Below are 24,750 nucleotides of genomic sequence, written 5' to 3' on the forward strand. Positions count from 1 at the left end.
TGTTACCCACGACCAGCCTTGCGGTCTGCTTCCACCAAGCTCGCAGCCAGATGCCCCAGCCGGCGCGCAGAATGTCCGTGATTCTCGTTCGGACTGCTAGTTCGGAGAGCGGTCCGAAGCGCTGCCACCTCCCCCTCAAGCCGCGCCGTCGCCTCCCTGGCGGCTTTGGTCTCGGCAGTCGCCTGCAACAGCTCAGCGATCAGGTGATCGGCGCGCTGGCGTTCGTACTCGAAATCTGCGCGATGATAGGCTGCCCTGGCCTCCAACTGCGCGACCTCGGCCTGCAGCGTTGCAACGAGTGCCCTCAACTGAGCGGCCTCGCCCGCCCGGTGACCACCCGGTGGATGTGGCGTATGCCTGATTTCAGCGAGATCAACGCTCACCAGGGCCTTCCCATCCTCGGAAAGCGAGCGCGGCAATCGGAGCCGCCTGGCAAGCGAACGGGCGGCCGCTGCCGAGATGTTCAGGCGCGCGCCCAGGGCTGCATAGGTCAGAATCTCAACGGACATCGGCTGTTCTCCTCGAACGAACCGCACTGGAATCGTCTGATGATGACCGGATAGTCCCCCTAAGTTAGAGGCCTTATGGTTAACAAACGGTTAAAGGACGGCCAGGTGCCGACTTGAGCGTGCCGCGGCCGCCACCTTGCTCGGCCGGGTGGTGAATCCCACCGGGATTGGGGTGATGCAAGCTGTGCGAGATCAACGGGTTGCGGTATATTCCGGCCATCGCGGCTGAGGCGCGATAGCGATGGATGACGAACAGCTTGCTGACCTGCACCGATTCCTGGCCGACTACCACCGAAGACTCGCCAAGGAGGCGGTCCTCGACGTCGTGCAACAATATCACTCCGACCTTGCGCAACGGCTCGCCGACGAGGCCTCGCTGATCCCAAGACGAACGGCGATCGCGCAACGGCTGCGTGAGGGTGAGCAGCGCATAAGGGACGACAAGGAGTGAACAACGGCAGTTCCGTAGGACCTCCCCTGACGGTTTCGCGAACGGCAGAGCAAGGCTATCATTTGCGCGGCATCACCATGCGATGGGGGCGGATGATCCGAAGGAGGCCGTCATGAACCAGCCGCAGCCCATCAAGGACGCCAGTCACCTTTACGAAGTCGAGCGTCGCGCCGAGCACGCCGCGCGCCCCGGCTTCCGCATCATGGAGTTGCAGCTCTCTGCAACCCAGAAAGTGCCGTGGCACACCCACACCAATGTCTCCGATACTTTTTACGTTCTGGAAGGCCAGATGAGGCTGTTCCTGCAGGATCCGAAAGAGGAAGTGAACTTGAGCCCCGGCGAAGTCTATGTCGTCAGGCCCACGCGACCGCATCTGGTGACCAACGGGAGTACGAAGTCGCTCACCTTCCTGGTTCTGCAGGGAGTCGGCGAATACGATTTTGTTCCGCGCCTGCCGGGTTAGGTTCGTAGCGGAACTTGGCAGCGGATACACATTGACGCGACCACCAGTGCGCGGACCGCAGCCGCCACACTTTGCTCAAAGACCGGATCGAACATCCCGGGTAAAACAATAAGCGGGCTGGGCCGTTCTGTATGGATCAAATCCATCAAACCAGAGGAGACAGCCATGGCAACACAGGTGAAGCCGGTTCCCAAGGGATTTCACACCGTCACGCCTTATCTCGTCGTCGATGGGGCGGAGAAGGTCATTCGCTTCATGAAAGATGCCTTCGGAGCCGAACCGGTATTCGAGCCGATGATGCGGCCCGACGGCAAGATCATGCATGCGGAGTTCAAGATCGGAGATTCCATCGTGATGATTTCCGACTCCTCGGAGCGTGCACAAGCAACATCCACCATGCTGTATCTGTACGTACCCAACGTCGATGCAGTTTATCAGAAGGCGCTTAAGGCCGGCGCGACATCGTTGATGGAGCCGGCGGATCAATTTTATGGCGACCGCAGCGGCAGCGTGAAGGACGCGGCCGGCAATAGCTGGCACATCGGCACCCACATCGAGGACGTATCGCCGACTGAACTCAAGAAGCGCGCGACGGAGTTCATGAAGCAGCAGCACAAGGCGGCTTAGGCGAAGCTCGTGAGCTTCGTTAGCGGATTAGCGCTCGCGTAACTCGCGAATGTGCTGGCCCGCAGTCGCGGCGCGTTAGGCGAAAGCGGCTCCGGCCCCGCGGGCAGCACTATTGGCCGGGCAGTTGAGTCTGGGAGGAGAGGCAAGAAGCACTGCGGCAGGCGGCAGCGCCTCTAATTCGGCTGGATCGCTGCGCCGGCATGCTAGACAATAGAGCCCTATGTCCAGGTGGCTCAAAAACCTTCTGTTCGGGATTTGGGGTCTTCTGCTCGTCCCGCTGATCGCGCCTGCCCTCAAAAAATGGTTGGAGGAAAACATCTTCTCCGACCCTGAGGGTATGGCCACGGCGGCCTTTCGTGACGCGACGGCCACGCCCGTTTTCAGTAACTTCCTGGCACTGGGCCAACAGCCTTGGTTCAAACTTGCGCTGGTCTTCCTGACCGGGATTATCGTTGGCGTCTCACTCGAATGGCTGAACCGGAGGTCGGACGGGAAGAAAGCCTCCGAGCTGCGAAGCCTCGGCTGGAAGTTTCGCAGTCTTTCAGAGAGTATCAAGACTCGGACCGCGTCCTCGAGATGGCCGGACAGTGTGCCCGATCTCAAGCCTGCACTGCAGTCTGTACTAAGCTCAGCCAGGAAATTCGAGCTGTGGGTCCCGAACGAGCACGTGTACCAGTTGCCGGATGCGTCATTCCTTTGCGAATACCTCAGATGCGTCGGCAGGCTTTTGGAGGATGGCGATTTTAGCGAAGCCAGAAGGGAAGCGCTCTCCTGGAAGCCATTTCTCGACAACGGGGCGCTGTCCTGAGTTGTCGAACTGATTCAATCAGCCCGGATGCCAGGCCAACAACAATCAATCACGATGGGACGCGCTGGCGGTGCTGGACTTCTCGTGACCGCTGACCTCTCACAACGGCAAATTGTCGTGCTTCTTTGCCGGCATCTCGACCTTCTTGTCCTTCAGCATCGCCAACGCCCTTGCGATCCGCTTCCTGGTCGAATGCGGCATGATGACGTCGTCGATGTAGCCGCGTTCGGCGGCGATGAAGGGGGACAGGAAGCGGTCCTCGTATTCCTTGGTGCGCTTGGCGATCGCCTCGGGATCGTTCATGTCGGCGCGGAAGATGATTTCGACGGCGCCCTTGGCGCCCATCACGGCGATCTGCGCGGTCGGCCAGGCGTAGTTCATGTCGGCGCCGATTTCCTTGGACGCCATCACGTCGAACGCGCCGCCATAGGCTTTGCGGGTGATGACGGTGACGAGCGGCACCGTGCATTGCGAGTACGCAAACAGCAGTTTCGCGCCGTGCTTGATCAGCCCGCCATATTCCTGCGCGGTGCCCGGCAGGAAGCCGGGTACGTCGACAAACGTCACGATCGGGATGTTGAAGGCATCGCAGAAGCGGACGAAGCGCGCGGCTTTGCGCGAGGCGTCGCTGTCGAGCACGCCGGCCAGCACCATCGGCTGGTTGGCGACGAAGCCGACCGTGCGGCCGGCGATGCGGCCGAAGCCGGTGACGATGTTTTTAGCGAACGCTTCCGAGATTTCGAAAAAATCGCCCTCGTCCACGACCTTGAGGATCAACTCCTTCATGTCGTAGGGCTTGTTCGGATTGTCGGGGATCAGCGTATCCAGCGACATGTCCACGCGGCCGATGTCGTCAAAGCTCGGCCACTCCGGCACGCCGTCGGTGTTGTTGGACGGCAGGAAATCGATCAGCCGGCGCATCTGCAACAGCGTCTCGACGTCGTTCTCGAACGCGCCGTCGGCGATCGAGGAGCGCGTCGCGTGCACCGAGGCGCCGCCGAGTTCTTCCGCCGTCACCACCTCGTTGGTGACGGTCTTCACCACGTCAGGGCCGGTGACGAACATATAGCTGGTGTTCTTCACCATGAAGATGAAGTCGGTCATCGCCGGCGAATAGACGTCGCCGCCGGCGCAGGGGCCCATGATCACGGAGATCTGCGGGATCACGCCCGAGGCAATGACGTTGCGGCGGAACACATAGGAATAGCCTGCGAGTGCCGCCACGCCTTCCTGGATGCGCGCGCCGCCGGCGTCATAGAGGCCGATGATCGGCGCCCTCGCCTTCATCGCCATGTCCTGGAGCTTGGTGATCTTCAGCGCGTGGGTCTCGGACAGCGAGCCGCCGAACACGGTAAAATCCTTGGCGAACACAAAGGTCTTGCGGCCGTTGACGGTGCCCCAGCCGGTGACCACGCCGTCGCCCGGCACTTTCGTCTTCTCCATGCCGAATTCGGTGGAGCGGTGCTCGACGAACATGTCGAATTCCTCGAACGAGCCCTTGTCGAGCAGAAGCTCGATGCGCTCCCGCGCGGTCAATTTTCCGCGAGCGTGCTGCGCCTCGATGCGCTTTTCGCCGCCGCCGAGCTTGGCGCCGGCGCGCCGTTCTTCGAGGGTGTCCAGGATATCCTTCATGCTGCTTCCGCCCGCCTTTTGAGTAACGATTTGAAGGCCTTCTAGCACGGCCTTTTCGGAAGCGGAAACACCCCGGCCTCTGGTACCGCCGGCCCACGCCCCCTATATGCGCATCCTGACTATGGGGACCGGAATGACCGATACCGCAAGCGCCGACACCTCGGGCGCCGTTACAGGGGGTGTGCGAACGGTGCTGCGGCTGGAGGGATTAGCGCTTTTTATCGGTATGACGCTGCTTTACTATATCTGGGACGGATCGTGGTGGGTTTACGCCCTGCTGTTCTTCGTGCCGGACCTCAGCTTTGCCGCCTATCTGGGAGGACCGCGAACCGGGGCCTTCATCTACAACGCCGCGCACAGCTACCTCGCGCCGATGGCGATCATGACCACCGGATTTGCCACCGCCGCACCGCTCACGCTCTCGATTGCCATGATCTGGCTGGCCCATATCGGCTTCGACCGCGCGCTCGGCTACGGGCTGAAATACACTACCGGTTTTAGCTTCAGCCATCTGGGGCGGATCGGGAAGTCTCCGAACTGACATTGACTGCATTTGGATCACGCTAAGGCAGCCGCCTGCCCGGCAGGTCCTTGCCGTTCTGATGCAGTGTCAACGACGGCGCCGCGCCGCCTTCGGGCCGCGCGAAGGCGATCTGGGCATCGACCACGCGATAGAAAAATTCCGTCTCGCTCTCGGCGTAAACCTCGAACTCGGGCTGCGCCGTCGCCTGCACGAACAGCCGCGCGCCTTCCGCACGCACCGTCAGGATGAAGTTCGGTGACACCTCGTAACGTCCGGCATAGGTTGCAAGCACGGCCGGATCGACCGGCACCTCACGGCGAATTTTTGCAAGCGGATATGCTGTATTGATGAGATGCGTGCCGAGCGCGATATTCGGGTTATAATCAGCCGCATTGGAGAGCACGATGCAGTTGCGCCGGGTCTTGGTCGAATAACCGAAGAAGGCTGCATAGCCGCCGGTGCCGCCACTCTTCAAAATCAATTCATCGTCGAAGCGCGACGAAACGAACCAACCCAGCGCCACGTCACTCTCCTCCATCATTGGCCTACGCTTGGAAAGCGTCATCTTCAGCGCAGCGGCAACCGGCCCATCGGGATTCATGCACATCCGCACGAACTTCATCAGATCGTTCGCCGTCGAACGGAACGCGCCGGCACCGGCGAGCACTGAAAAATCCCAGTTCGCGACGGGTGTCAGCGCGGCGCTGTGGCCACGCGCCAGCCGTTGCTGCATCGAGCTCGACAGCGTGATGCGCGTATCTTCCATGCCGAGCGGCGCGCAAATCCGCGAGATCACCAACTCCTCGTAGCTCTTGCCGGCGCGCCGTTCGAGGATGTGGCCCAGCAGGCCGAAACCGAGATTGGCGTATTCGTAGTGGCTGCCGGGCTTGTGTGCGAGCTTGTGGTTCGAGAGAAAGTCGTAGAGCCGCTCGAAGGTGTAGTCGATATAGGGATTGCTCCAATCCTTCGGCGCGAAATTCGACGGCATCCGCGGCAGGCCCGACGTATAGGTCGCAAGGTCCATCAGTGTGATCGGCGCCCCCTCGAAATCGGGCATCCTGACGCTGGCAGGCAGATATTTCGCCGCAGGGTCATCAGGTGAGAGCTCGCCGCGCACCACCATGTCGGCAAACACCAGCGCCGTGAACACCTTGGTGATCGAGCCGATCTCGAACACCGTGTCGCCATCGAGCGGCCGATTGTCGGGGGAGCCGGATTGACCATACGCCGTGATGCTGTGCCGGTCCCCGTCGAGGAAAGCGGCAACGAGGCCCATCGTCTCACGCCCGACATCCACCCTCTCCTTGAGGATGGCGGCAACATCCTGCCCCGGTGTCATCTGGGCCCAACCCCAATCCGGCCAAAGCGAAAACGCCAAGCCTCCTAACAGCACCGAGCGACGATGCGGCATGCACGATCCCCCTGGTAGCCATGGCACGCTAGTACAACTTGCTCCCGCGCACCAGTCGATCGGGCGCGGCCGCCAATGCATTGTCCGGATATCGGAGAGGCATCGCTGCAATCTCGGGCACGGAACCTCGCCGCACGCTGTGCCGGTGGAGGAACCGTGAACCCTTTGGGGGCGTTGATTGCCAAACCGAAGGAGGCCATCAAGATGTCTGGATACAATTTTGCGCGAACGGCGTTAGTGGCCACATCGTTATGCCTGACCGGCAGTGCGCTGGCCGCACCCGCCTCGCCCTTCGCCGCCATGGCGGGTACGTGGTCGGGCGGCGGCGTGCTCAGCACCAGTGACGGGCAAAGCGAGCAATTGCGCTGCCGCGCGTCGTACGATGTCCTAGGAAGCGGCGATCAGCTTCAACTCAACCTGAGGTGCGCGAGCCAGAGTTACAATTTCGATCTCGCAAGCGAAGTCGAATACCGTGGCGGCGCGATTTCGGGCTCATGGAGCGAAGCGAGCCGCAACGCTTCCGGGACGCTTACCGGGCGCGCCGCCGGCGATCGTGTCGAGGCTGCCGCACGAGGCGACAACTTTTCGGCCCATCTGTCGCTGACGACCCGTGGCGGCAAGCAGACAGTGTCGATCCAGCCGCAGGGCACCAACGTCACGGCGGTCTCGCTGGCGCTGAACCGGCGTTAGCTGCGGGTTAAATCGCGACGATATCGGCAAGGCATTGCTGCACGACCGTCATGCGCGCGGCGATGTGGCTTTGCTCCTTGCAGTCCATGTTCATGGCGAACACCGTCTGCTGGCTGCCCTTCTCGGCCCAGCCGACCATCCAGCCCAAGGATGGCTTGCCCGCTTCCGCGCCCAGCAGGCCGCTCTTGGCGCGGATGGTGGCGTCGCCGACCTTCGTCACGGGGAGGATATCGCGCGTCAATTCCTGGCTGCGCTTGGAGACCGGCAGCACGCCGCGCCGCAGCCGGTCGACGAAATCGATCTGCTGCACCGGGTCGATGCGCAGATTGCCGGTCAGCCAGAACTGGTCGATGCCGCCGCCGATGTCGCGGTTGCCATAGTCGAACAGGTCGACATATTTCTGCATGCGCTCCTGCCCGATGCGGCGCGCGACCTCCTGATACACCGGCACCACGGAAGCCGCGATCGCCGAACGCAGCGTATGATCCTTATTCCAGGGCTCGATGCTGCGCGTCACGCCATCCCACTTGAAGACGTCCTTGTCGGGGTCCTCGACAACGCCAGTCTCGAGCGCGATGACCGAGTTTGGAATCTTGAAGGTCGAGGCCGGTAGCCTGCCCTCGCCCGAGCGCACCTTGTCGCTGGCGATGATGAGGTAGTCGTCTACCTTGTAGCCAACAAAGGTGCCGGTCGTGCCGAGATCGAAAAACCGCTTGGAAAGATCGTCGCGAAACTCGCTGCGCTGGTAGGAGACATTGGCAAGGGTGCGCGCGGGCAAAACAGTGGTCGCGGCAAGGAGGCCGAGCGCATGACGACGATTGATCACGAGGATATCCGAGCTGGTTGAGGAATGCCGACGATGCGGATGGCATCGTGGAAAAACTATGACAGGCGGGCCTTTAGTTGCCCTGTGTTCCCGGCGCAAGCCGACATCCGCTCGCGCGAAAAAAACGCAGTCACCGTATTCGCCCCGACAGCCGCAGCACGAAGATCAGCACTTCGGCAACTGCCTTGTAGAGCTCCGGCGGAATCTCGTCGCCGATCTCGACATGGGACAGAGCGCCCGCCAGCACCTCGTTCTCTTCGATCGGGATATCGTGTTCCCGGGCCAGCTCGATGATCTTCGCACCGATGACGCCCTTGCCCTTCGCCACGACCCGCGGCGCGCCGGTCTTGTCATAGTGCAGCGCGACTGCAAGCTTGCTCCTGGTCTCGACGCTCATAGCGCGCGATCCAGAAAATGACCGGCACGGGCGGCGGGCGCGGCCTGCGGCGGCGCGCCGTCGCGGATCACGATATCGCCGGACTGCAATTCGGCCCGGCTGAGCGCCTCGCTCAATTGCGATGTCCCGGCGCGCAGTTGCTCTGCGGTTGCGGGCCGCTCCGCCCAGATCCGCACTGAAGTCTTGTCGCCGGTCAGCGATATCAGCGCGTGAACCGGACCGGCCGGCTCGACATCGAGGGAAAATCGCGCACGCCACACCCGCTTGACCGCCTCGACGGCCTCGCTGCCGCCATCGCGGGAAATCTCGAACTGCGCCATCGCGGTGCCCTGCGGCGTCACGAAGGGAATTTCGAAATTCCAGCGTGGCGCCGTGATGTCGGCTTTTGGCCCCGCATCGATGCGATCAGGCAAGGAGGCGACCTGCAGCAGCGTCTGTCGCGCGATAGCGGCATCGGTATCATCGAGCAGATGATGCGCGATCACCTCGAGCGGCGCCTGCGGCGCGATGGTGGGAGAGGCGATCGGCTGTGCGGCCGGCAGTCCGCCCAGGATGGGCGGAGGCGGCGGCGTGTTGGTATGGAAGGTGACGTCGCCGCCCCGAACGTCTTTCGGCGTGGCTGTGGCACTCCTGATTGGAACGCCGAGTTCCTGCAGCGCTTCCTGCAGCAGCTTCAGCGTAGCGCCGGCATCAGGCGGGGCGGCCAGCGGGCTTCGGGCGGCATGGACCGGCAGCGCGTGATTTTCGGCTGCAAGCAATCGCGCCTGCGGCAGCAGGATTTCCGGCACATCGAGGTTGGGCGACAAGGACGGCGCAAGGCTCGCGGCGGCCTGTGGCGGCGCAGCTTGTTGCGCCCCGACCGGTGTCGCCGGCGAGGCGGTCGTCGAATTGACGCCGAGCGCCGACTGCAGTGTCTGACGCAGCACGATCAGCGCGGCCTTGAGATCGGGCACGCCACTTGGGGGGACTGAGCCCGACGCCAAGGAGGCTTCGAGGAATATTCCGGACTTCTGGAACGCCGTCTTGATATCGGCGCCATCAAGGTTCTGATCGAGACTGGTCTGTTGCGCCAGCACCTGCGCGATCGCCGCTTGCAATTTCGGCGGCAGATTGCTGGACGAAATCGCCGCGCCCAGATTGGCAAACAGCGGCGCCAGGCTGTCCTGTTCGGTCGCCGCGGCTTGGGCGGCGGCGGAGACGGCAGCGCGCTCCAGCGGCGTCAGCACGTTCTTCGCCGACACGATGGCCGGCCGATTGACGGCGGCATCGGCCAGCGCATCGGGCGACAAAGTGACGGCGTCGGCGGATGCCCCGGCGGCATCACTGCCCTGCCCGACCACGGCCAGGCGGATGCCGTCCTTGGTCTGCGACACCGCCAGCTGCAGGTTCTGGCCTTGCTGCAGCGGAATTTCCGTGGCCACGTCGATCGAGAGGCTGGCGATCGCAATCCTCACGAGATCGGCGGACAGCACTTTCAGCACCTGAGCGTTGACCACGCTGCCGGGCTGCAGCACCAGTTCGGGCGCCACGCCGCCAGCTTCTTGGGCTGATAGCACCGGGAGAACGGGATTGATGGAAATCGCCATAGTGAGAGGTCTCGGCCAAGCCCGAAGCCTACCCCGGCGCCGTAAACCTCTCCTTAACCGGCAGCAGGCGCTCAGGCCTTCAGGGCGTCCAGAATGGTCACCGCGGCCCGGAAATCGACCAGCCGGGCGGCCCGGCGAGCCGCCACCTCCTCGTCGACGCCCCATTTCTCGGCGTTCCAGTCCTCATCGACATGGGCGGCCGCCCAAACCTGGTCGGAATCGAGGGGCCCGCGCAGCAACGCCAGCGCCAGTAGCGCGGAGCCTGTCAACGTCGTCACCACATGCAGCGCCGCCACGGCCCAGGGGTCGGCCGGAAACACACTACGGGCGGCCTTGATCGCCTGCTCCGGCTGGGTCACATGCACGATCCCCTCGGACAGGATGAAATGAGCCCCGAGCTCGTTCGCGGCCCATGACAGCACCGGGTCCCAATGCGCCGCTTCCCGGGCGACCAGCGCCTCGGGATGGCCGGCACGATAGAACAGCAAGTCGGAGCCGAGGTATTTTGCGACATCGTCGGCGACGGCATCGACGCGATCGGCGACCTCGGCGACAGAATTGGCGAAGCGCGTCAGCGGCATGGTTAGGGGATCGATAGTCTCGCCCTGCGCATTCCATTCGGCGGCGATGTGCTCGGCAATGCTGCTAGCCGGCGCTATGACCTGGCGGCCGGAAGGCGTGCGGATCGGCTTGCCATCCAGCGTCACGGCAAACCCGCCATCGGCCGGCGCGACGCCAACCTCCTTGTAGATGCGCTTGCGCTGGGGCGCGCGCGTGGCGCGGCGCACTGCTTCCGTCGGATCGAGCGGAGACTGTCCGGCAACTTCATCGAATAGTTCACGCATGCGGTGTCCAAAGGTCGGGTGATTATCCAAGCCTGACAATACGATGCCGGTGGATGCAAATAAAGGCGATGAGGAAGTTAGGCCAGCAAGCTGCGATGCTGGTTCTGCCGGCTGAAGTCGGGTTCCGCTCGCCGGAATCGCCCGTTCGCCTAGTCAGCTCACTTCCGATAGATCACCTCTCCCGCCCGGATCGTGTAGGCGACCTTGGCGAGATTGGTGACGTCGGCGAGTGGATCGCCGTCAAGCACCACGAGATCGGCGTCGAAATCCTTCTCGACCCGCCCCTTCTTCGCCGCCTTGAAATATTGCGCGGGATTGATCGTCAGCGACGCCAGGATCTGGCGCTCCGACAGCGCGCGATGCATCAGCTCGTATTCGAGCGTGGTGTCGTAATAGGTGGTGAAGCCGACATCGGTGCCGAACAGGACGGGACCGCCATTGTCGGAGAACGCCTTGACTTGAGCGACGGTCGTCGCGATGAGGCGCGCAGCGATATCGGGCGCAACGGGAAGCTTTGCAAACAGCGAGAGCGTCGGAACCAGGGCAATGCGCTGCTGCTTGAATCGCGCGAGTTGCTCGGGCGAATAGACCGGCTCGCCGGGCACCGTGTGCGCCATGATGTCGACGCCAGCAGTGATGACGGCGTCGACGCCCGCCATGTTTTGCGGATGGGCAAACACCGGCTTGCCCGCAGCATGCGCCACGTCGACTGCCGCTTTGGCAATCGCTGGGTCCATGTTCACGACCGGCTTTCCGGTGCCCTTGAAGGAGCCGGTGAACAGTTTCACACCGTCAAGACCAAAGCCCATATAGGTGCGCGTCAATTGCGCGGCCTCTTCCGGCGTGGAAGCTTCCGGCAGCTTGATTTCGGCGGGCAGATAGGCCGGATGGCCGTCTTTGGGAAAGATGCTGCCTGCCGTATAAATATCCGGGCCCGGTATCTCGCCGGAATTGACCCGGCGGCGCAGCGCCAGCGTATCTCTTCCGTCTGAGCCGATATCCCAGACCGTCGTAAAGCCCCAGCGCGTCAGCATCGCCTGCATGTGCTCGGCCAGCGGTGCGGCAGGAGCTGAGCCGGCGTTCTTCCACACCTCTTCCGTGAAATGGACGTGGCTGTTCCAGAAACCGGCAACCACAGTCTTGCCGGTGCAATCGATGACGCGCGCATCGGAGGGAATTTGCACCTCCCTGCGGGTTCCGACCGCGGCGATGGCGCCATTGGCGATGAGAATGACGGCGTCGGCAAGCGGCGCAGCGTCGGGCGAAGCGTAGACACTGCCGCCGACGAGAGCGAGCATCTGCGCACGGGCGGAACCAGGTACGCTGGACGCTCCTATCACAGCGAAAAAGCAAAACGCGAGTCGGACCAGATTTCCGTTCATGCGCAATCCCCCTGCACCTGACGGCCTGACGTTAGGACCGTCCGGATCGCACAATATCAAATCAGCGTGTTCTTGCGTTTGACAGCTATTGCGCCGGCCAGTGCGTTGCGTGCCCGCTACTCCTCCGGTGCGTTCTCGATCGGATCGAACCGGTCGTGCTCCAGCCCGAGCAGATTCCAGGATTGCAGCATGTGCGGCGGCAGCGGCGCGCTGACATCGATCACGCCGCCGCGCGGATGTGGGATAACGAGCCGCCGCGCCAGCAGATGCAGGCGGTTCTGCAGGCCGCCCGGCAGGTCCCAATTCTCCTTATTGAAATATTTGGGGTCGCCGACGATGGCGTGATCGATATGCGCCATGTGGGCGCGCAACTGGTGGGTTCGCCCGGTGACCGGCTTCAGCGACACCCAGGCGAGCTTCTGCGCCGAGGTCTCTACCACGGCGTAATACGTCACCGCGTGGCTTGCGCCCTCGTCGCCATGTTTTGCGACCCGCATGATGCTGTCCTCCTCGCTCTCCTCCTTGGCGAGATAGGTCGAGATGCGGCCCTGCTTCGGCTTCGGCACGCCCGCCACCAGCGCCCAGTAAATCTTGCGCGCGGAGCGGTGGCGGAACGAGCCGGTCAGTGCGGTGGCAGCGAAGCGCGTCTTGGCGACCAGAAGACAGCCGGACGTTTCCCTGTCGAGCCGATGCACCAGCCGCGGCTTCTGCCCCTTGGCATCGCGCATCACCTCCAGCATCTGGTCGACATTGCGCGTGATGCCGGAGCCGCCTTGCACCGCCAGCCCCGCTGGCTTGTTCAACACCACGACGTCGGCGTCTTCGTAAAGCGTCATCTCCTTCAGGGCCTGCAGCGTCTTGGTCGCGGCTTCAGAGAGCGGACCCGTTCCCTTCGGCGCATCGAGTCGCAGCGGCGGAATACGAACGCTCTGGCCTTCTTCGAGCCGGTCCTTGCTGTCGGCGCGCTTGCCGTTGACGCGCAACTCGCCCTTCCGGACGATGCGCTGGATGTGGGAGAACGACAGGCCGGGAAAGCGCGCCTCGAGGAAGCGGTCGACGCGCATGTTGTTTTCGTCGGCGGTGACGACGACGGTTTGAACCTTGGTCGGCAGCGGCACTTCGGCCTTGGTCTTTTCGGGCTCTGCCACCACGAAAGCCGGCTTCTCCCGGCGCGGCTCGGCAAACCGCGCAGGCTTGCCACCAGGACGGTCGCCCTGCGGCCGGTCGCCAGGATTCTTGCTGCGGAACGGCGTGGCTCCCTTGGGACGGGAGCCTGGCGTGCGCGACTTGGCTAGCGGTTTTCGGTCGCGGCGGCTCATCTGGTTTCGCTCCAAGGGGTAGACCGTTGCCTAGCGCAAATGCAGCGAATCGTCACGGTGAATTCGGTGCCAATCCCGCTCCGGATCGGCCAAAATAGGCCAATTTCGACGATGCGCGGGAAGCCCGGATGGCCCTATCAAGATTGGCTTTGGTCGTTGTGGCCGCAATGTTCGCGAACGCGGCCGAAGCGCAGCGGAGCCCGATGCCGGAGCATATCGCGCAGGCACTGTTGGAACTCGGCCGCGTCATCGATCCGCCCAGGACCTTCGCGCTGTATGCGCCGCTACAGCAAAAAGAGCCATATCAAGGCGTCAAGGTCGAGCGGGACGTCAAATACGGTTCGGCCGATCGCAATCTGCTCGATATCTTCATGCCGGACACGGCTCCATCTCCGCGGCCGGTGCTGATCTATGTACATGCCGGCGCGTATGTAGGCGGCAACAAGCGCACGACGCCGACCAGCCCATTCTATGACAACATCATGCTGTGGGCGGTAAGGAACGGCTTTGTCGGAGTGAACGTCGCGTATCGCCTCGCACCGCAAGCACCCTGGCCGGCGGGCGCCGAGGATCTGGCCACCGCGGTGCAGTGGATTGCAGACAAGATCGACGAGCGCGGCGGCAATAGCGCGCGTATCTTTCTGATGGGGCACTCCGCGGGCGCGGTTCACGTCGCGACCTATGTCTCGCATCCCGAGCTTCACAGGATCAAAGGCGGCGGCCTCGCGGGGGCGATCATGATCTCGGGCATTTATGACCTGACCGCGATGCCGCTCGCCGATACCCAGCGGGCCTATTTTGGTGACGATGCCGCGCGCTATGCCGAACGATCCTCATCGAGAGGTCTGGCAACGACCGACATTCCGCTGATGATGGTTGCCGCCGAACTGGATCCGGAAGGGTTCGTGGTGCAGCTCGATATCGGGAAGCGAGCCACCTGCAAACGAGCCAGCGGATGCGCACGCGCTATCCTGTTGCCGCAGCACAGTCACATGTCGGAGGTGTATTCGATCAACACTGCCGACACACGCCTGACCGATCAGATCCTGGATTTCGTGAAGACAGGGAAATAGCGACAAAGCTCAGGGCGCAATACGGCTCGCGCCCGGAACGCCGCACGGCGAAGCTGCCGCCCACGAATATTTGACTCCAGATTTTATAGCATGTACTATAAAAAATGTAGTACGATGGAGCTGTTCCGATGTCAGCAACGTCCGATGTTGCCCGTCCAACCGGCGCCCGCGGCTTTTGGCTTGGCTTTGCCGCCTACCTGCTTCCCTCGTTTCCGATCGCCTATGTCTGGCACCTCGTCCTGTTCGAGCAGAAGTACCACGCGCTCCAGATCTATCGCGACGAGCCGGTAATCGCGTTCGGACTGGGTTCGATGATCATCCAGGGCGCGATGTTCTCGTGGTTGTTCCCGCGCGTATTTGCACAACGTAGCGGCTCGTTTCTGAAGGACGGGCTCTTGTACGGACTTGGCGCTGGCCTGCTGTCATGGTCATTCACCACGCTCGCGGTCGCAGCCAAGAATGTGATGGTTTCCGTGCCGGACTATGTGCTGCTCGAAACCGCGTTCACGATCCTGCAATTCGCAGTCGTGGGGCCGTTGATCGCCCTCGCCTACTGTCATGATGCGGAGGAACCAAGCTCGACGGCATGAGCAATCTTCACTATCCGCAATTCTGCGCACTCGCCCGCGCGGCGGAGATCATCGGCGAGCGTTGGACTCTCCTGATCATCCGCGAGCTTCTGCTTGGGCCGAAGCGATTTGGCGATCTCCTGGATCATCTTGACGGCATGAGCCCCACCTTGCTGACAACGCGCCTCACCGCCCTGATCGAGTGCAACGTCGTACGGCGAACCGCCTTGCCGCCGCCGGCCAATGCGCAGGTATACGAATTGACCGAGATCGGTCGGGAAGTTCAGCCCGCGATCCGGGAGTTGATCCGCTGGGGCGGCCGCTTCCTGTTCCCACCGGTGCCCGGCGACACGTTCGAGCCGGATTGGGTGCTGCTTGGCCTCGACGCCATTGCAAAGCGTTCACCCGTGCCGGAAATCAGGATCGGCCTTACGGTCACCCATGGCAAGAAATCGGCAGGCTTCACCGTCGCGGGCGGCGGCTTCGGGACGGCTATTGAGAGGGGCATCACCGATTGCAAGGGGACGCTGGAAGCTCCGTTCGACGCGGTGCTCCAGATTGTCGGGACGAGCGTGTCCCTTCAGGACGCGATCGATGCGAAGCGCGCCAGCGTGAGCGGCTCGATCACCCTCGTCCGCAAGCTTCCCCTTCTGTTCGACCTTGCGGAACGCCGGCGCATAGCGCCCGCTGCAAACTGACGGAGGGGCCGGTGGCCTGGACGAAATCACCGCAGTCGCTGATCGACCTGTTCGACCAGTCGGTTCCGCCAGGCGCAAATATCTCGCGCCGCAAGATGTTCGGCTACCCGGCGGCCTTCGCCAACGGAAATCTGTTTATCGGGCTGCACCAGAACGATTTCGTCATGCGGCTCTCGGAGAAAGATCGCGCCCGGTTCACCGCCGAATTTGGCGAACGGACCTTCGAGCCCATGAAGGGCCGGCCGATGCGCGAATATGTGCGATTGCCCGAGGAGCTACTGGCCGACGCGGAGAAGCGCGCATTCTGGATCGATCTTTCGCTGCACTATGCCGAGGCAATCGCGCCGAAGGCGACGTCTCCAAAGAAAAAGCAATTGCCCCGATCGATGAAAAGGAGCCGAGCATGAAGAAGTTCGTTCTGCTGCATTACGGATTTGAAAAGCCCACTCCGGAAATCATGGCCGCCTGGGGCAAATGGTTCGAGGCTACCAAGCCGCATACCGTGGACATGGGCGGCTTCGGCAATGGTCGCGAAATCTCGAAGGGCGGAACGAAGGACCTTCCGCTCGGACCCGACTCCATCACAGGCTTCACAATCGTCAACGCGGCGACGCTCGACGACGCCGAGAAGATGGCGCAAGGTAACCCCTTCATTTCGAGCATTCGAGTCTACGAAGTAAGGTCGGGCTGACGCGGAAGATCACCGGCGCTATTTGCACTGCGCGGCGTTTCTCACCGCGGTCAGGTCGGCCCCGGAATTGTTGGACGGACGCTTCTTGGCGGCTTCCTCCACCGCTGCGCAGGCCGCTGCGTCGCCGTTCTGGAAGCGGGCGATGGCGAGATTGGTCCAGGCGTCGCCGAAATCCGGCGCATCCTTGACCGCCTGCTCCAGCACGAGCTGCGCGTCGCGCGGGCGCTTCGCGATCAGCAACATGCGGCCATAGTCGGCCCTGAGCGCCTTCACCGGATTGGGCTGTTTGAGCGCGATCCTGAACAGTTCATCGGCGGCATCGAGATCATTGAAGCGAAATTGCGCGACCACCGCGAGGCCGTGATAGACGGCGCTCTGCTCCGGTGAAATGAGAAACGCCTGGTTAAACCGCAGCGCGGCCTCACGTATCTTGCCGGTATTTACAGCCCTCCAACCACGCAGGGTTATTTCGTCAAAGGCTTTTTCGCGAGAGCCTGTCGCGCCGATGATGGCGCTTACGAATTTCTCGTCGGCGGTCTTCTCCTCCGAACTCTTGACTGCAAATCCGAAGAACGGCTGCTCGTTGGTCGGCGCTGTATAGCTTCGCTTCGTCACCTGCACGCCCGGCGCCACCTCGGCGCTGTCAGCCGCGGCAGCAAGCGGCGACGCCAGCATCACCACACATGCGACGGCCCGAATAGCCTGCCTCAGATAATTCTCGAAACTGTTCATTCGCGCTGGCCCCGTTCCTTACGCAGCTTGGCCCAGTAATCCAGCCGCTTGCGAATCTCGCGCTCGAAGCCGCGATCGGGCGGATCGTAAAACGTCTGCCGCCCCAGCGCTTCCGGAAAGTAGTCCTGTCCGGAGAAGGCGTCCGGCGCGTCGTGATCGTATTCGTAGCCGGAGCCATAGCCTTCCGACTTCATCAATTTTGTCGGCGAATTGAGAATATGCTTTGGCGGCAGCAGCGAGCCGCCCTCTTTCGCCGTGCGCGTCGCCGCGCCGAAGGCCTTGTAGGCGGCATTCGATTTCGGCGCAGTGGCGAGATAGATCACGGCCTGCGCGATCGCGAGCTCGCCCTCGGGAGACCCAAGAAAATCGAAGGCGTCCTTGGCAGCATTGCAGATCACCAGCGCCTGCGGATCGGCAAGGCCGATATCCTCCACCGCCATGCGCACGACGCGCCGCGCCAGGAATAGCGGGTCCTCGCCCGCGTCCAGCATGCGCGCGAGGTAATACAGCGCGGCGTCGGGGTCGGAGCCGCGCACGGACTTATGCAGGGCCGAGATCAGGTTGTAATGGCCATCGGCCGACTTGTCGTAGATCGGCGCGCGGCGCTGCAGGATCTCCTGCAACTGCGCAGCATTGAAGACTTCGTCCCTGCGCGCGGCGCGCCATACCTCTTCGACGAGTGTCAGCGCGGCACGGCCGTCACCGTCGGCCATCCGCACCAGCACGGCGCGCGCCTCGGCATCGAGCGGCAATTTTCGTCCCTCGACCCTCTCGGCATGCGCAAAGAGTTTTTCGATCGCGGCAGCATCGAGCGAATGAAACACCAGCACACGCGCGCGCGACAGCAGCGCGGCGTTGAGCTCGAATGACGGATTTTCCGTGGTGGCGCCGACCAGCACCACGGTGCCGTCTTCCATGACAGGCAGAAAGGAATCCTGCTGCGCGCGGTTGAAGCGATGCACCTCGTCGACGAACAACAGCGTGCCCTTGCCCATTTCGCGACGGGCGCGCGCGGCGTCGAATACTTTCTTCAAATCGGCGACGCCGGAAAATACCGCCGAAATCTGCTCGAAATGCAGTTCGGTGGCGTCCGCCAACAGCCGCGCCACCGTGGTCTTGCCGGTGCCCGGCGGTCCCCAGAACACCAGCGAGCCCAGCGTACGCGTCTCCAGCATGCGCGTCAGCGCGCCGTCGGGACCGAGAATGTGATCCTGCCCGACGACATCGGCGAGCGAGCGCGGGCGCAGCCGGTCGGGAAGCGGACGCGGCGCATCCTCCTCCATCCCTGCCGCAGCAAAGAGATTGCTCGCCTCGCGGGGTTTCTTCGGACTCATCCGCCGAGCGTCACGTTGATCTGCTGGCCGCCGCGCACCACGACGATGCGCCAGAGCCTGGATGAGGTTTTCGAAGCCTTGTCGAGGTCGCTGGTCTTGCTGATTTTCTGATTGTTGACCGCAAGGATGATGTCGCCTTTCTGGAAGCCGACGCTTGCCGCGGTGCCGCTGTCGGCGAGATCGATCACCACGACGCCCTCGGCCTGGGAATCCAGATGCAGTTCGTCGGCAACCGCCGGCGAAATATTGGCGACCTTGGCGCCCTGGAACGGCGATCGCGCGGTGAGCACGATTTCATCGCGGTTGGTGTCGGGGGCGGTCTCCAGCGGCACCGTGACCTTGACGGTCTTTCCGCCACGCTGCACGTCGATCTGTGCGGCGCCGCCGAGTTGCCTTGTGGCGAAGCGGTAGTCGAACGCGTTGGGTTCGTCGATTGGCTGCCCTTCGATGGCGACGATCAGGTCAGACGGCTTCAGACCGGCGCGTGCGGCCGGACTGTTTGGTGTGACATTGGCGACCAGGGCGCCGTTCGGCAGTTTCAGCCCCAACGTCTCGGCGATTTCAGGCGTCACCGCCTGCAGCTTCGCACCCAACCACGGCCGCTTGACGGCCTTGCCGCCGCTCTTGGCGGAGGCCACGACCACGCGCACCATGTTTGTGGGGATCGCAAAGCCAATGCCCTGCGAGCCGCCGGAGCGCGAGAAGATGGCGGTGTTGATGCCGACCAGCTTGCCGGTCATATCGACCAGCGCGCCGCCGGAATTGCCGGGATTGATCGCCGCATCGGTCTGGATGAAGAACTGGTAATCGGTGATGCCGACCTTGGTGCGGGCCAGCGCCGAGACGATGCCGTGGGTCACGGTCTGGCCGACGCCGAACGGGTTGCCGATCGCGAGCACGACATCGCCGACCAGCAATTCATCGGAATTGGCAAAGTCCAGCGTCGCAAATTTCTCTCGTCCGTCCTTCACGCGCAGCACGGCCAGATCCGTGCGGCTGTCCTTGAGCACGATCTCGGCCTCGAACTCGCGCTTGTCGGCGAGCGAAATCTTGACCTGATCGGCGCCCTCGATAACGTGGTTGTTGGTGACCACGAGCCCCGAGGCGTCGACCATCACGCCCGATCCCAGCGAGCGCTGCATCTGCTCGGGCTGCATCCCCGGGACACCGAAGAAGCGGCGGAAGATCGGGTCATCCAGCAGCGGGTTACGATTCTGTACGGTCTTGGCAGCATAGACGTTCACCACTGCCGGCTGCGCGCGCTGCACGATCGGCGCGTACGACAGCCGCAACTCGGCGCCCGAGGTTGGCACGCGCCGATCCTGCGCCAGCGCCGGCGTTGCAACGACTGCGGAAACCAGCAGCAAGGCGAAAGAGCGGATCGTCAACGTCATGCAAGAATCCCAAAATTGATGGCCTCAGATATAGATGCGAGGCGGCAACGAGAGAAGATAAGGCGGTACACATACTGCCGGTCAGGCCGCGCGATCGGGCACTTTCGCGGCGTCGGAGGCCGGCGCACAGGATAGCCTTTCCTGATGGCCCTCGCCCCATGCCCTGAGCGTCTCGATCACCGGCCGCAGGCTCTCGCCGATCTCCGACAGCGTGTATTCGACCCGCGGCGGCACCTCGGCGTAGACCTTGCGGATCACGAGCTTGTCGTCCTCGAGCGCGCGAAGCTGCTTGGTCAGCATGCGCTGGGTAATCCCCGGCATCCGCCGCCGCAACTCCCCAAAACGCTGGGTGCCGGCCTGCAGGTGAAACAGGATCACGCCTTTCCACTTGCCATCGATCAGATCGAGCGTCGCTTCAACCGCGCAGCCCGGCCGACGGGCAAAATTCCGCCGTTTCATGAGTTTTTCCTGGGGTTTCCCCAATAGTATCCAAACAGGGACTAGTTCCCCAAATTTACAGTACTTGCCAAGCGGATGCTAGAGCGACAGTTAGGCGATCAATCTGTCAAACACGGAGGAGGCACGGACATGAAGGCCGTCGGATACAAAAAATCGCTCCCCATCGAAGATGCGAATGCGCTGATTGATTTTGAGGCCGCCAAGCCGGAACCGACGGGCCGCGACATCCGCGTCGCCGTCAAGGCGATCTCGGCCAACCCGGTCGATTACAAGGTCCGCAAGCGCGCCGCCCCGCCCGAGGGCGAAACGAAAATCCTGGGCTACGACGCTGCCGGTGTCGTCGATGCTGTCGGCCCGGACGTGACGCTGTTCAAGGCAGGTGACGAAGTGTTTTACGCCGGCTCGATCCTGCGCCAGGGCACGAATGCGGAATTTCACCTGGTCGACGAGCGGATCGTCGGCAAGAAGCCGAAATCTTTGTCGTTCGCGCAGGCCGCGGCACTGCCGCTGACCTCGATCACCGCTTGGGAATTGTTGTTCGACCGGCTCGGCGCCGTGCCGGGCAAGAGCCTCGATCCGCGCACGTTGCTGATCACCGGCGGCGCCGGCGGCGTCGGCTCGATCCTGACCCAGCTCGCACGCAGGCTCACTGGGCTGACAGTGGTCGCGACCGCCACGCGGCCGGAATCGCAAAAATGGTGCCTTGAGCTCGGCGCGCATGCGGTGATCGATCATTCCCAGCCGATGAAGGAGCAGATCGAAAAGTTGAAGGTGCCGCCGGTCGCGCTGGTCGCGAGCCTCACCTTCACCGACCAGCACTACAAGGCGATCGCGGATTTCATCGCGCCGCAAGGCAAGTTCGGCCTGATCGACGATCCCCCGGAATTCACCGTCTCCGCCTTCAAGGGCAAGGCGGTCTCGATCCACTGGGAATCAATGTTCACGCGCTCGTCATTCCAGACGCCTGACATGATCGCCCAGCACCACCTCCTGAACGACGTCTCCGACCTCCTGGACAAGGGCGTGCTGCGCACCACACTCGACCAGACCTTTGGAACGATAAACGCCGCCAATCTGAAACGGGCCCATGCGCTTTTGGAAAGCGGCAAGTCGCGCGGCAAGATCGTGCTGGAGGGGTGGTAGCGGCCCAACAACGGGGTTGATCCGGAGGTCGATTCAAGGGAGCCTGTTCCATCGATCCGGGATGGCTGTCGCCGAAAAACCCCGGCGCGAATTGCCGGGGAACACGGAAGACAGGAGACCTGTTCGACATGATACGAATGTTTCTGGCGGCCACGCTGGCGTCGTCCTGCGTGGTGGGTTGCGCGTCGATCGCAACGGCACAAGGCAGTTACCCCGAAAAATCGCTGCAGTTGATTGTGCCCTATCCGGCGGGCGGAGCTGGCGACGTCGTCGGGCGCATCATTGCCGGCGAACTCGAGACGCGTCTGGGCAAGCCCGTGATCGTGCTCAATCGCCCCGGCGGCGGCACGACGATCGCCGCCAAGGAGGTCGCCAACGCGGCAGCGGACGGTTACACCCTGCTCACCAGTTCGAATTCGACCTTCACGTTGCAGCACGCCGTGAAGGAGAACGTGCCGTACGACAGCGCGAGGGATTTCGAGCCGATCGCCCAGACCGGTACCCTGACCATGGTGCTGGTCACCCATCGTGACAGCCCGATCAAGGACGTTGCGGCGCTTGTCGCGGCGGCGAAGGCCAATCCCGACAAGCTGTCGCTGGCGTCCTTCGGCGTGGCCACCATTTCGCATTTCGCCGGCGAGCTGTTCAAATCGAGCGCCGGCATCAAGATGGTGCACCTGCCCTACAAGGGTAGCGCGCCGGCGATGAACGACCTGATAGGCAAGCACATCGAGTACCACGTGGACACCGTGATCGCGATCAGGCCGCAGCTCGAAGCCGGCACGGTTCGCCCGCTGGCAGTGTTCTCCGCCAAGCGCTCGCCGTTCCTTCCCGACGTTCCGACGCTCGCCGAGCTCGGTTATCCCAATATCGACCTCGTCTCCTGGGGTACCGTGGTCGCGCCCAAGGGAATCCCTCCGGCCATACGCGACCGCCTGGCCTCGGTGCTGGAAGAGGCAATCGCAAGTCCTTCGGTGATCGAGCGCTTTACGAAGGTCGGGTACGAAGCCGGCTTCAAGCGCTATCCGGACTGGCCGGGTTTCATCGCCAAGGAAACGGCCGAGATGAAGGAACTGGCCCGCAAGGGCGGCATCAAGGAAGAGTAAGCTTGACATGACCGAGCCGTGCGATCTGCCCGCGGTAACGGCCCGGGCGCTGATCGGCGAGCGCAAGCTTTCGCCGGTCGAACTCATGGACTGTTGCATCCGCCGCATCGAAGAAATCGATCCGGCCGTCAATGCGATCATCGCGCGCTCGTTCGATACGGCGCGCGCGGCAGCGCGGGAAAGCGAAGCTGCCGTGATGCGCGGCGATGCGCTCGGGCCGCTGCACGGGCTCCCGCTCGGGGTCAAGGATCTGATCGACGCCAAGGGACTGCCGACGAGCTTTGGCAGCGTGCTGTTCGCGGACAATGTCGCGGCCGAGGATGAGGCGATCGTCGCGATGCTCAAGCGCGCCGGCGCCATTGTCGTCGGCAAGACCAACGTCCCCGAATGGGGCGCAGGCGGCAACACCCGCAATGCGCTTCATGGCGCCACCGGCAATCCCTTCGATCCCGAGCGCTCCGCCGCCGGCTCGTCCGGCGGATCGGCGGTAGCGCTTGCAACCGGCATGGTACCGCTGGCGACTGGTTCGGACACCGGCGGCTCGGTCAGGAACCCCGCCGCCTTTTGCGGTGTCGTCGGATTCCGCCCCTCCCCCGGGTTGATCGCCAGCAACAGCCGCAACATGGCCTGGCTGCAGATCTCGCAACTCGGGCCGATGGCGAGAAACGTATCGGACGCGTGCCTGATGCTTTCCTGCATGCTGGATCGCGACGCGCGCGATCCGTTGTCGGCCATCCTTCACGCCGGCGGAACGCCCGTGCGCGAGACCTATCGCGATCCGCCACGGACCGATCTCGCAAGCTTGCGCATCGCGGCAACCTGCGATTTCGGGTTTGCGCCGACGGAACGCGTCATCGTCGAGACGTTCAAAACGAAGCTCGCGACATTCGGATCGGCATTCCGCCGCGTCGCATGGACCCATCCGGATTGCAGCCATGCCGACGAGGTGTTCCGGATCTTGCGCGCCGTCGCGTTTCTGGGCCGGCACCGAGAGCTTGCCGAGAAGTATCCGGACAAAGTGGGTCCCAACATTCGCGACAACGTGGCCGAGGGGCTCGGCTATTCTGCCGTCGACGTGGCACGTGCGCTTTCGCTGCAGACCGCGCTTTATCGGAGCTGGCAGAAATTTTTTGGCGAGCACGATTTTATCATCGCGCCGACAGTCACGATCAGCCCGCGGCCCTGGTCCGAGCTTTACCCGGCCACCATCGACGGCACACCGACGAAAAGCTATTTTCACTGGCTGGCGCTGGCCTATGCCGTGACCAATGCCGGACACCCGGCGGTGGCGATACCGGCCGGACGCGACGGCGCCGGATTGCCGTTCGGCATCCAGATCATCGGTCCGCGAGGCGGCGACGTCGCGACGCTTTCAGTGGCCCGCGAGATCGAGGCGCTGCTTGAGGCCAATCCGGAGACGGCCCGTCCCGTACCCGACCTCGCCTGGCTGCGCCGACAGCCTCCGATTTCGAGCCGGCCAGGTTTTCTGGATTTCGATTGATCCGGCTCCGTTTCGAAGCCGTCGCCTGAACATTCGTTCATCAAAGTTAAATCTGACTCCAGAGCGGTCTGAAAGCCGGCACTTGGGCAACGAACTTCACTCGAATGTGTTTAGCGAGTGTCTGTTTTGCGAAAGAGCGAACTTCGCTCGAATGTAAAGTATTGGACGTCTGAATTACGGAAAGGAGTAGTCCATGAGAAAAGCACCTTTGGCTTTAGCCGCAGCGGCGGTCTTGGGCTTGACCGCGGTAACGGCCCCCTCGCCGGCGGAGGCCCACTGGCGCGGAGGAGGATTTTTCCCGGCCGTGGCTGGCGGATTGATCGCGGGCGCGGTGATCGGCGGACTGGCTTCGAACGCCTACGCCTATGGTCCCGGATATTACGGCGGGTACCCGGCCTATTACGGCGGTTATGCGCCGGCCTACTATGGTGGCTATTACGACGAGCCTTACTATCCCGTCGTTCGCTATCGTCGCGTGGTTCGCCCGGCGTTCGCCTACTATGGCGGTCCGCGATTCTATGGCCCGCGGTTTTACCACCGCCGTTACTGGCATCACTGGTGATCTGGAAATGAAAAGGGCC

The 24,750-nt window shown here is 62.9% G+C and carries 28 protein-coding genes; 15 read left to right on the plus strand and 13 right to left on the minus strand.

The genetic code is table 11. From position 1 onward, the window contains the following. Nucleotides 1-2: 2 nt before the first annotated feature. Complete coding sequence (locus V1290_RS04965) at nucleotides 3-509, minus strand: hypothetical protein (protein WP_334363319.1); 507 nt, start codon at nucleotides 507-509, stop codon at nucleotides 3-5. A 241-nt stretch (nucleotides 510-750) separates the two neighbouring features. Here V1290_RS04965 and V1290_RS04970 point away from each other — a divergent pair, with 241 nt between their 5' ends. The 4 genes from V1290_RS04970 to V1290_RS04985 all read left to right on the plus strand — a co-directional run bounded on the left by V1290_RS04970 (nucleotide 751) and on the right by V1290_RS04985 (nucleotide 2,858). Next, entirely contained in the window at nucleotides 751-960 is a 210-nt protein-coding gene (locus V1290_RS04970) for a hypothetical protein (RefSeq protein ID WP_334363320.1), read from the plus strand. A gap of 112 nt (nucleotides 961-1,072) precedes the next feature. Further along, nucleotides 1,073-1,423 (plus strand): cupin domain-containing protein, encoded by a 351-nt coding sequence (locus V1290_RS04975; protein ID WP_334363321.1) that lies wholly within the window; start codon nucleotides 1,073-1,075, stop codon nucleotides 1,421-1,423. A gap of 165 nt (nucleotides 1,424-1,588) precedes the next feature. Then, the gene (locus V1290_RS04980; RefSeq protein ID WP_334363322.1) at nucleotides 1,589-2,050 is read left to right on the plus strand and encodes a VOC family protein; all 462 of its coding nucleotides are present in this window, start codon (nucleotides 1,589-1,591) and stop codon (nucleotides 2,048-2,050) included. A gap of 220 nt (nucleotides 2,051-2,270) precedes the next feature. Continuing rightward, complete coding sequence (locus V1290_RS04985; RefSeq protein WP_334363324.1) at nucleotides 2,271-2,858, plus strand: hypothetical protein; 588 nt, start codon at nucleotides 2,271-2,273, stop codon at nucleotides 2,856-2,858. A 99-nt stretch (nucleotides 2,859-2,957) separates the two neighbouring features. On the opposite strand, the gene V1290_RS04990 is transcribed toward V1290_RS04985, so the two are convergent. Further along, nucleotides 2,958-4,490 carry an acyl-CoA carboxylase subunit beta gene (locus V1290_RS04990; RefSeq protein WP_213286307.1) on the minus strand — a complete coding sequence of 511 codons (1,533 nt, stop codon included), beginning with the start codon at nucleotides 4,488-4,490 and terminating at the stop codon, nucleotides 2,958-2,960. A 133-nt stretch (nucleotides 4,491-4,623) separates the two neighbouring features. On the opposite strand from V1290_RS04990, the gene V1290_RS04995 reads away from it, so the two are divergent. Next, nucleotides 4,624-5,031, plus strand: a complete 408-nt coding sequence (locus V1290_RS04995; protein ID WP_334363325.1) for a DUF4260 domain-containing protein — start codon at nucleotides 4,624-4,626, stop codon at nucleotides 5,029-5,031. Nucleotides 5,032-5,053: 22 nt separating this feature from the next. Here the strand turns inward: V1290_RS04995 and V1290_RS05000 are convergent, their stop codons facing one another. Then, complete coding sequence (locus V1290_RS05000) at nucleotides 5,054-6,424, minus strand: serine hydrolase (protein WP_334363326.1); 1,371 nt, start codon at nucleotides 6,422-6,424, stop codon at nucleotides 5,054-5,056. 204 nt (nucleotides 6,425-6,628) lie between these two features. Here V1290_RS05000 and V1290_RS05005 point away from each other — a divergent pair, with 204 nt between their 5' ends. Next, nucleotides 6,629-7,114, plus strand: a complete 486-nt coding sequence (locus tag V1290_RS05005) for a hypothetical protein (RefSeq protein WP_334363327.1) — start codon at nucleotides 6,629-6,631, stop codon at nucleotides 7,112-7,114. Between the two features lie 7 nt (nucleotides 7,115-7,121). Here the strand turns inward: V1290_RS05005 and V1290_RS05010 are convergent, their stop codons facing one another. The 6 genes from V1290_RS05010 to V1290_RS05035 all read right to left on the minus strand — a co-directional run bounded on the left by V1290_RS05010 (nucleotide 7,122) and on the right by V1290_RS05035 (nucleotide 13,469). Continuing rightward, a complete protein-coding gene (locus V1290_RS05010) occupies nucleotides 7,122-7,940 on the minus strand; it encodes a penicillin-binding transpeptidase domain-containing protein (protein ID WP_334363328.1) in 819 nt (272 codons plus the stop codon). 130 nt (nucleotides 7,941-8,070) lie between these two features. Further along, nucleotides 8,071-8,337, minus strand: coding sequence for an EscU/YscU/HrcU family type III secretion system export apparatus switch protein (locus tag V1290_RS05015; protein WP_028349018.1), 267 nt, complete (start codon nucleotides 8,335-8,337; stop codon nucleotides 8,071-8,073). Then, nucleotides 8,334-9,923, minus strand: coding sequence for a flagellar hook-length control protein FliK (fliK, locus tag V1290_RS05020; RefSeq protein WP_334363332.1), 1,590 nt, complete (start codon nucleotides 9,921-9,923; stop codon nucleotides 8,334-8,336). Before fliK ends, V1290_RS05015 begins: the two co-directional genes overlap by 4 nt. Nucleotides 9,924-9,994: 71 nt before the next feature. Continuing rightward, entirely contained in the window at nucleotides 9,995-10,768 is a 774-nt protein-coding gene (locus V1290_RS05025) for an ATP12 family chaperone protein (RefSeq protein WP_334363333.1), read from the minus strand. A gap of 158 nt (nucleotides 10,769-10,926) precedes the next feature. Further along, complete coding sequence (locus V1290_RS05030) at nucleotides 10,927-12,066, minus strand: amidohydrolase family protein (protein ID WP_334363334.1); 1,140 nt, start codon at nucleotides 12,064-12,066, stop codon at nucleotides 10,927-10,929. Between the two features lie 200 nt (nucleotides 12,067-12,266). Next, nucleotides 12,267-13,469 carry an RluA family pseudouridine synthase gene (locus V1290_RS05035; RefSeq protein ID WP_334363335.1) on the minus strand — a complete coding sequence of 401 codons (1,203 nt, stop codon included), beginning with the start codon at nucleotides 13,467-13,469 and terminating at the stop codon, nucleotides 12,267-12,269. Between the two features lie 128 nt (nucleotides 13,470-13,597). Here V1290_RS05035 and V1290_RS05040 point away from each other — a divergent pair, with 128 nt between their 5' ends. From V1290_RS05040 to V1290_RS05060, 5 genes are all read left to right on the plus strand, one after another. Further along, nucleotides 13,598-14,542: an alpha/beta hydrolase gene (locus tag V1290_RS05040; protein ID WP_334363336.1), complete on the plus strand. Its 945-nt coding sequence runs from the start codon at nucleotides 13,598-13,600 to the stop codon at nucleotides 14,540-14,542. A 128-nt stretch (nucleotides 14,543-14,670) separates the two neighbouring features. Continuing rightward, entirely contained in the window at nucleotides 14,671-15,132 is a 462-nt protein-coding gene (locus tag V1290_RS05045) for a hypothetical protein (protein WP_334363337.1), read from the plus strand. After that, nucleotides 15,129-15,809, plus strand: a complete 681-nt coding sequence (locus V1290_RS05050) for a winged helix-turn-helix transcriptional regulator (RefSeq protein ID WP_334363338.1) — start codon at nucleotides 15,129-15,131, stop codon at nucleotides 15,807-15,809. Before V1290_RS05045 ends, V1290_RS05050 begins: the two co-directional genes overlap by 4 nt. A gap of 11 nt (nucleotides 15,810-15,820) precedes the next feature. Further along, nucleotides 15,821-16,216 carry a TfoX/Sxy family protein gene (locus tag V1290_RS05055; RefSeq protein WP_334363339.1) on the plus strand — a complete coding sequence of 132 codons (396 nt, stop codon included), beginning with the start codon at nucleotides 15,821-15,823 and terminating at the stop codon, nucleotides 16,214-16,216. After that, nucleotides 16,213-16,500, plus strand: coding sequence for a hypothetical protein (locus V1290_RS05060; RefSeq protein WP_028349025.1), 288 nt, complete (start codon nucleotides 16,213-16,215; stop codon nucleotides 16,498-16,500). Before V1290_RS05055 ends, V1290_RS05060 begins: the two co-directional genes overlap by 4 nt. Nucleotides 16,501-16,518: 18 nt before the next feature. Here V1290_RS05060 and V1290_RS05065 read toward each other — a convergent pair whose 3' ends face one another. From V1290_RS05065 to V1290_RS05080, 4 genes are all read right to left on the minus strand, one after another. Then, on the minus strand, nucleotides 16,519-17,232 hold the full coding sequence (locus tag V1290_RS05065; RefSeq protein ID WP_334363340.1) for a tetratricopeptide repeat protein: 714 nt from the start codon (nucleotides 17,230-17,232) through the stop codon (nucleotides 16,519-16,521). Then, on the minus strand, nucleotides 17,229-18,566 hold the full coding sequence (locus V1290_RS05070; protein WP_334363341.1) for a replication-associated recombination protein A: 1,338 nt from the start codon (nucleotides 18,564-18,566) through the stop codon (nucleotides 17,229-17,231). The genes V1290_RS05065 and V1290_RS05070 overlap by 4 nt, the downstream gene beginning before the upstream one ends. Then, nucleotides 18,563-19,960 (minus strand): DegQ family serine endoprotease, encoded by a 1,398-nt coding sequence (locus V1290_RS05075; RefSeq protein WP_334363342.1) that lies wholly within the window; start codon nucleotides 19,958-19,960, stop codon nucleotides 18,563-18,565. Before V1290_RS05075 ends, V1290_RS05070 begins: the two co-directional genes overlap by 4 nt. An 81-nt stretch (nucleotides 19,961-20,041) precedes the next feature. After that, on the minus strand, nucleotides 20,042-20,419 hold the full coding sequence (locus V1290_RS05080; RefSeq protein WP_334363343.1) for a winged helix-turn-helix transcriptional regulator: 378 nt from the start codon (nucleotides 20,417-20,419) through the stop codon (nucleotides 20,042-20,044). 129 nt (nucleotides 20,420-20,548) lie between these two features. Between V1290_RS05080 and V1290_RS05085 the strand changes: the two genes are divergently transcribed. From V1290_RS05085 to V1290_RS05100, 4 genes are all read left to right on the plus strand, one after another. Further along, on the plus strand, nucleotides 20,549-21,562 hold the full coding sequence (locus V1290_RS05085; RefSeq protein ID WP_334363344.1) for a zinc-binding alcohol dehydrogenase family protein: 1,014 nt from the start codon (nucleotides 20,549-20,551) through the stop codon (nucleotides 21,560-21,562). A gap of 128 nt (nucleotides 21,563-21,690) precedes the next feature. Beyond that, complete coding sequence (locus V1290_RS05090) at nucleotides 21,691-22,668, plus strand: Bug family tripartite tricarboxylate transporter substrate binding protein (protein WP_334363345.1); 978 nt, start codon at nucleotides 21,691-21,693, stop codon at nucleotides 22,666-22,668. 7 nt (nucleotides 22,669-22,675) lie between these two features. After that, nucleotides 22,676-24,169, plus strand: a complete 1,494-nt coding sequence (locus V1290_RS05095; protein ID WP_334363346.1) for an amidase — start codon at nucleotides 22,676-22,678, stop codon at nucleotides 24,167-24,169. A 193-nt stretch (nucleotides 24,170-24,362) separates the two neighbouring features. Continuing rightward, nucleotides 24,363-24,731: a hypothetical protein gene (locus tag V1290_RS05100; protein WP_334363347.1), complete on the plus strand. Its 369-nt coding sequence runs from the start codon at nucleotides 24,363-24,365 to the stop codon at nucleotides 24,729-24,731. Nucleotides 24,732-24,750: the final 19 nt, after the last annotated feature.

The organism is Bradyrhizobium sp. AZCC 1578 (assembly GCF_036924675.1).
In the GTDB taxonomy this organism is placed as follows: Bacteria; Pseudomonadota; Alphaproteobacteria; order Rhizobiales; family Xanthobacteraceae; genus Bradyrhizobium.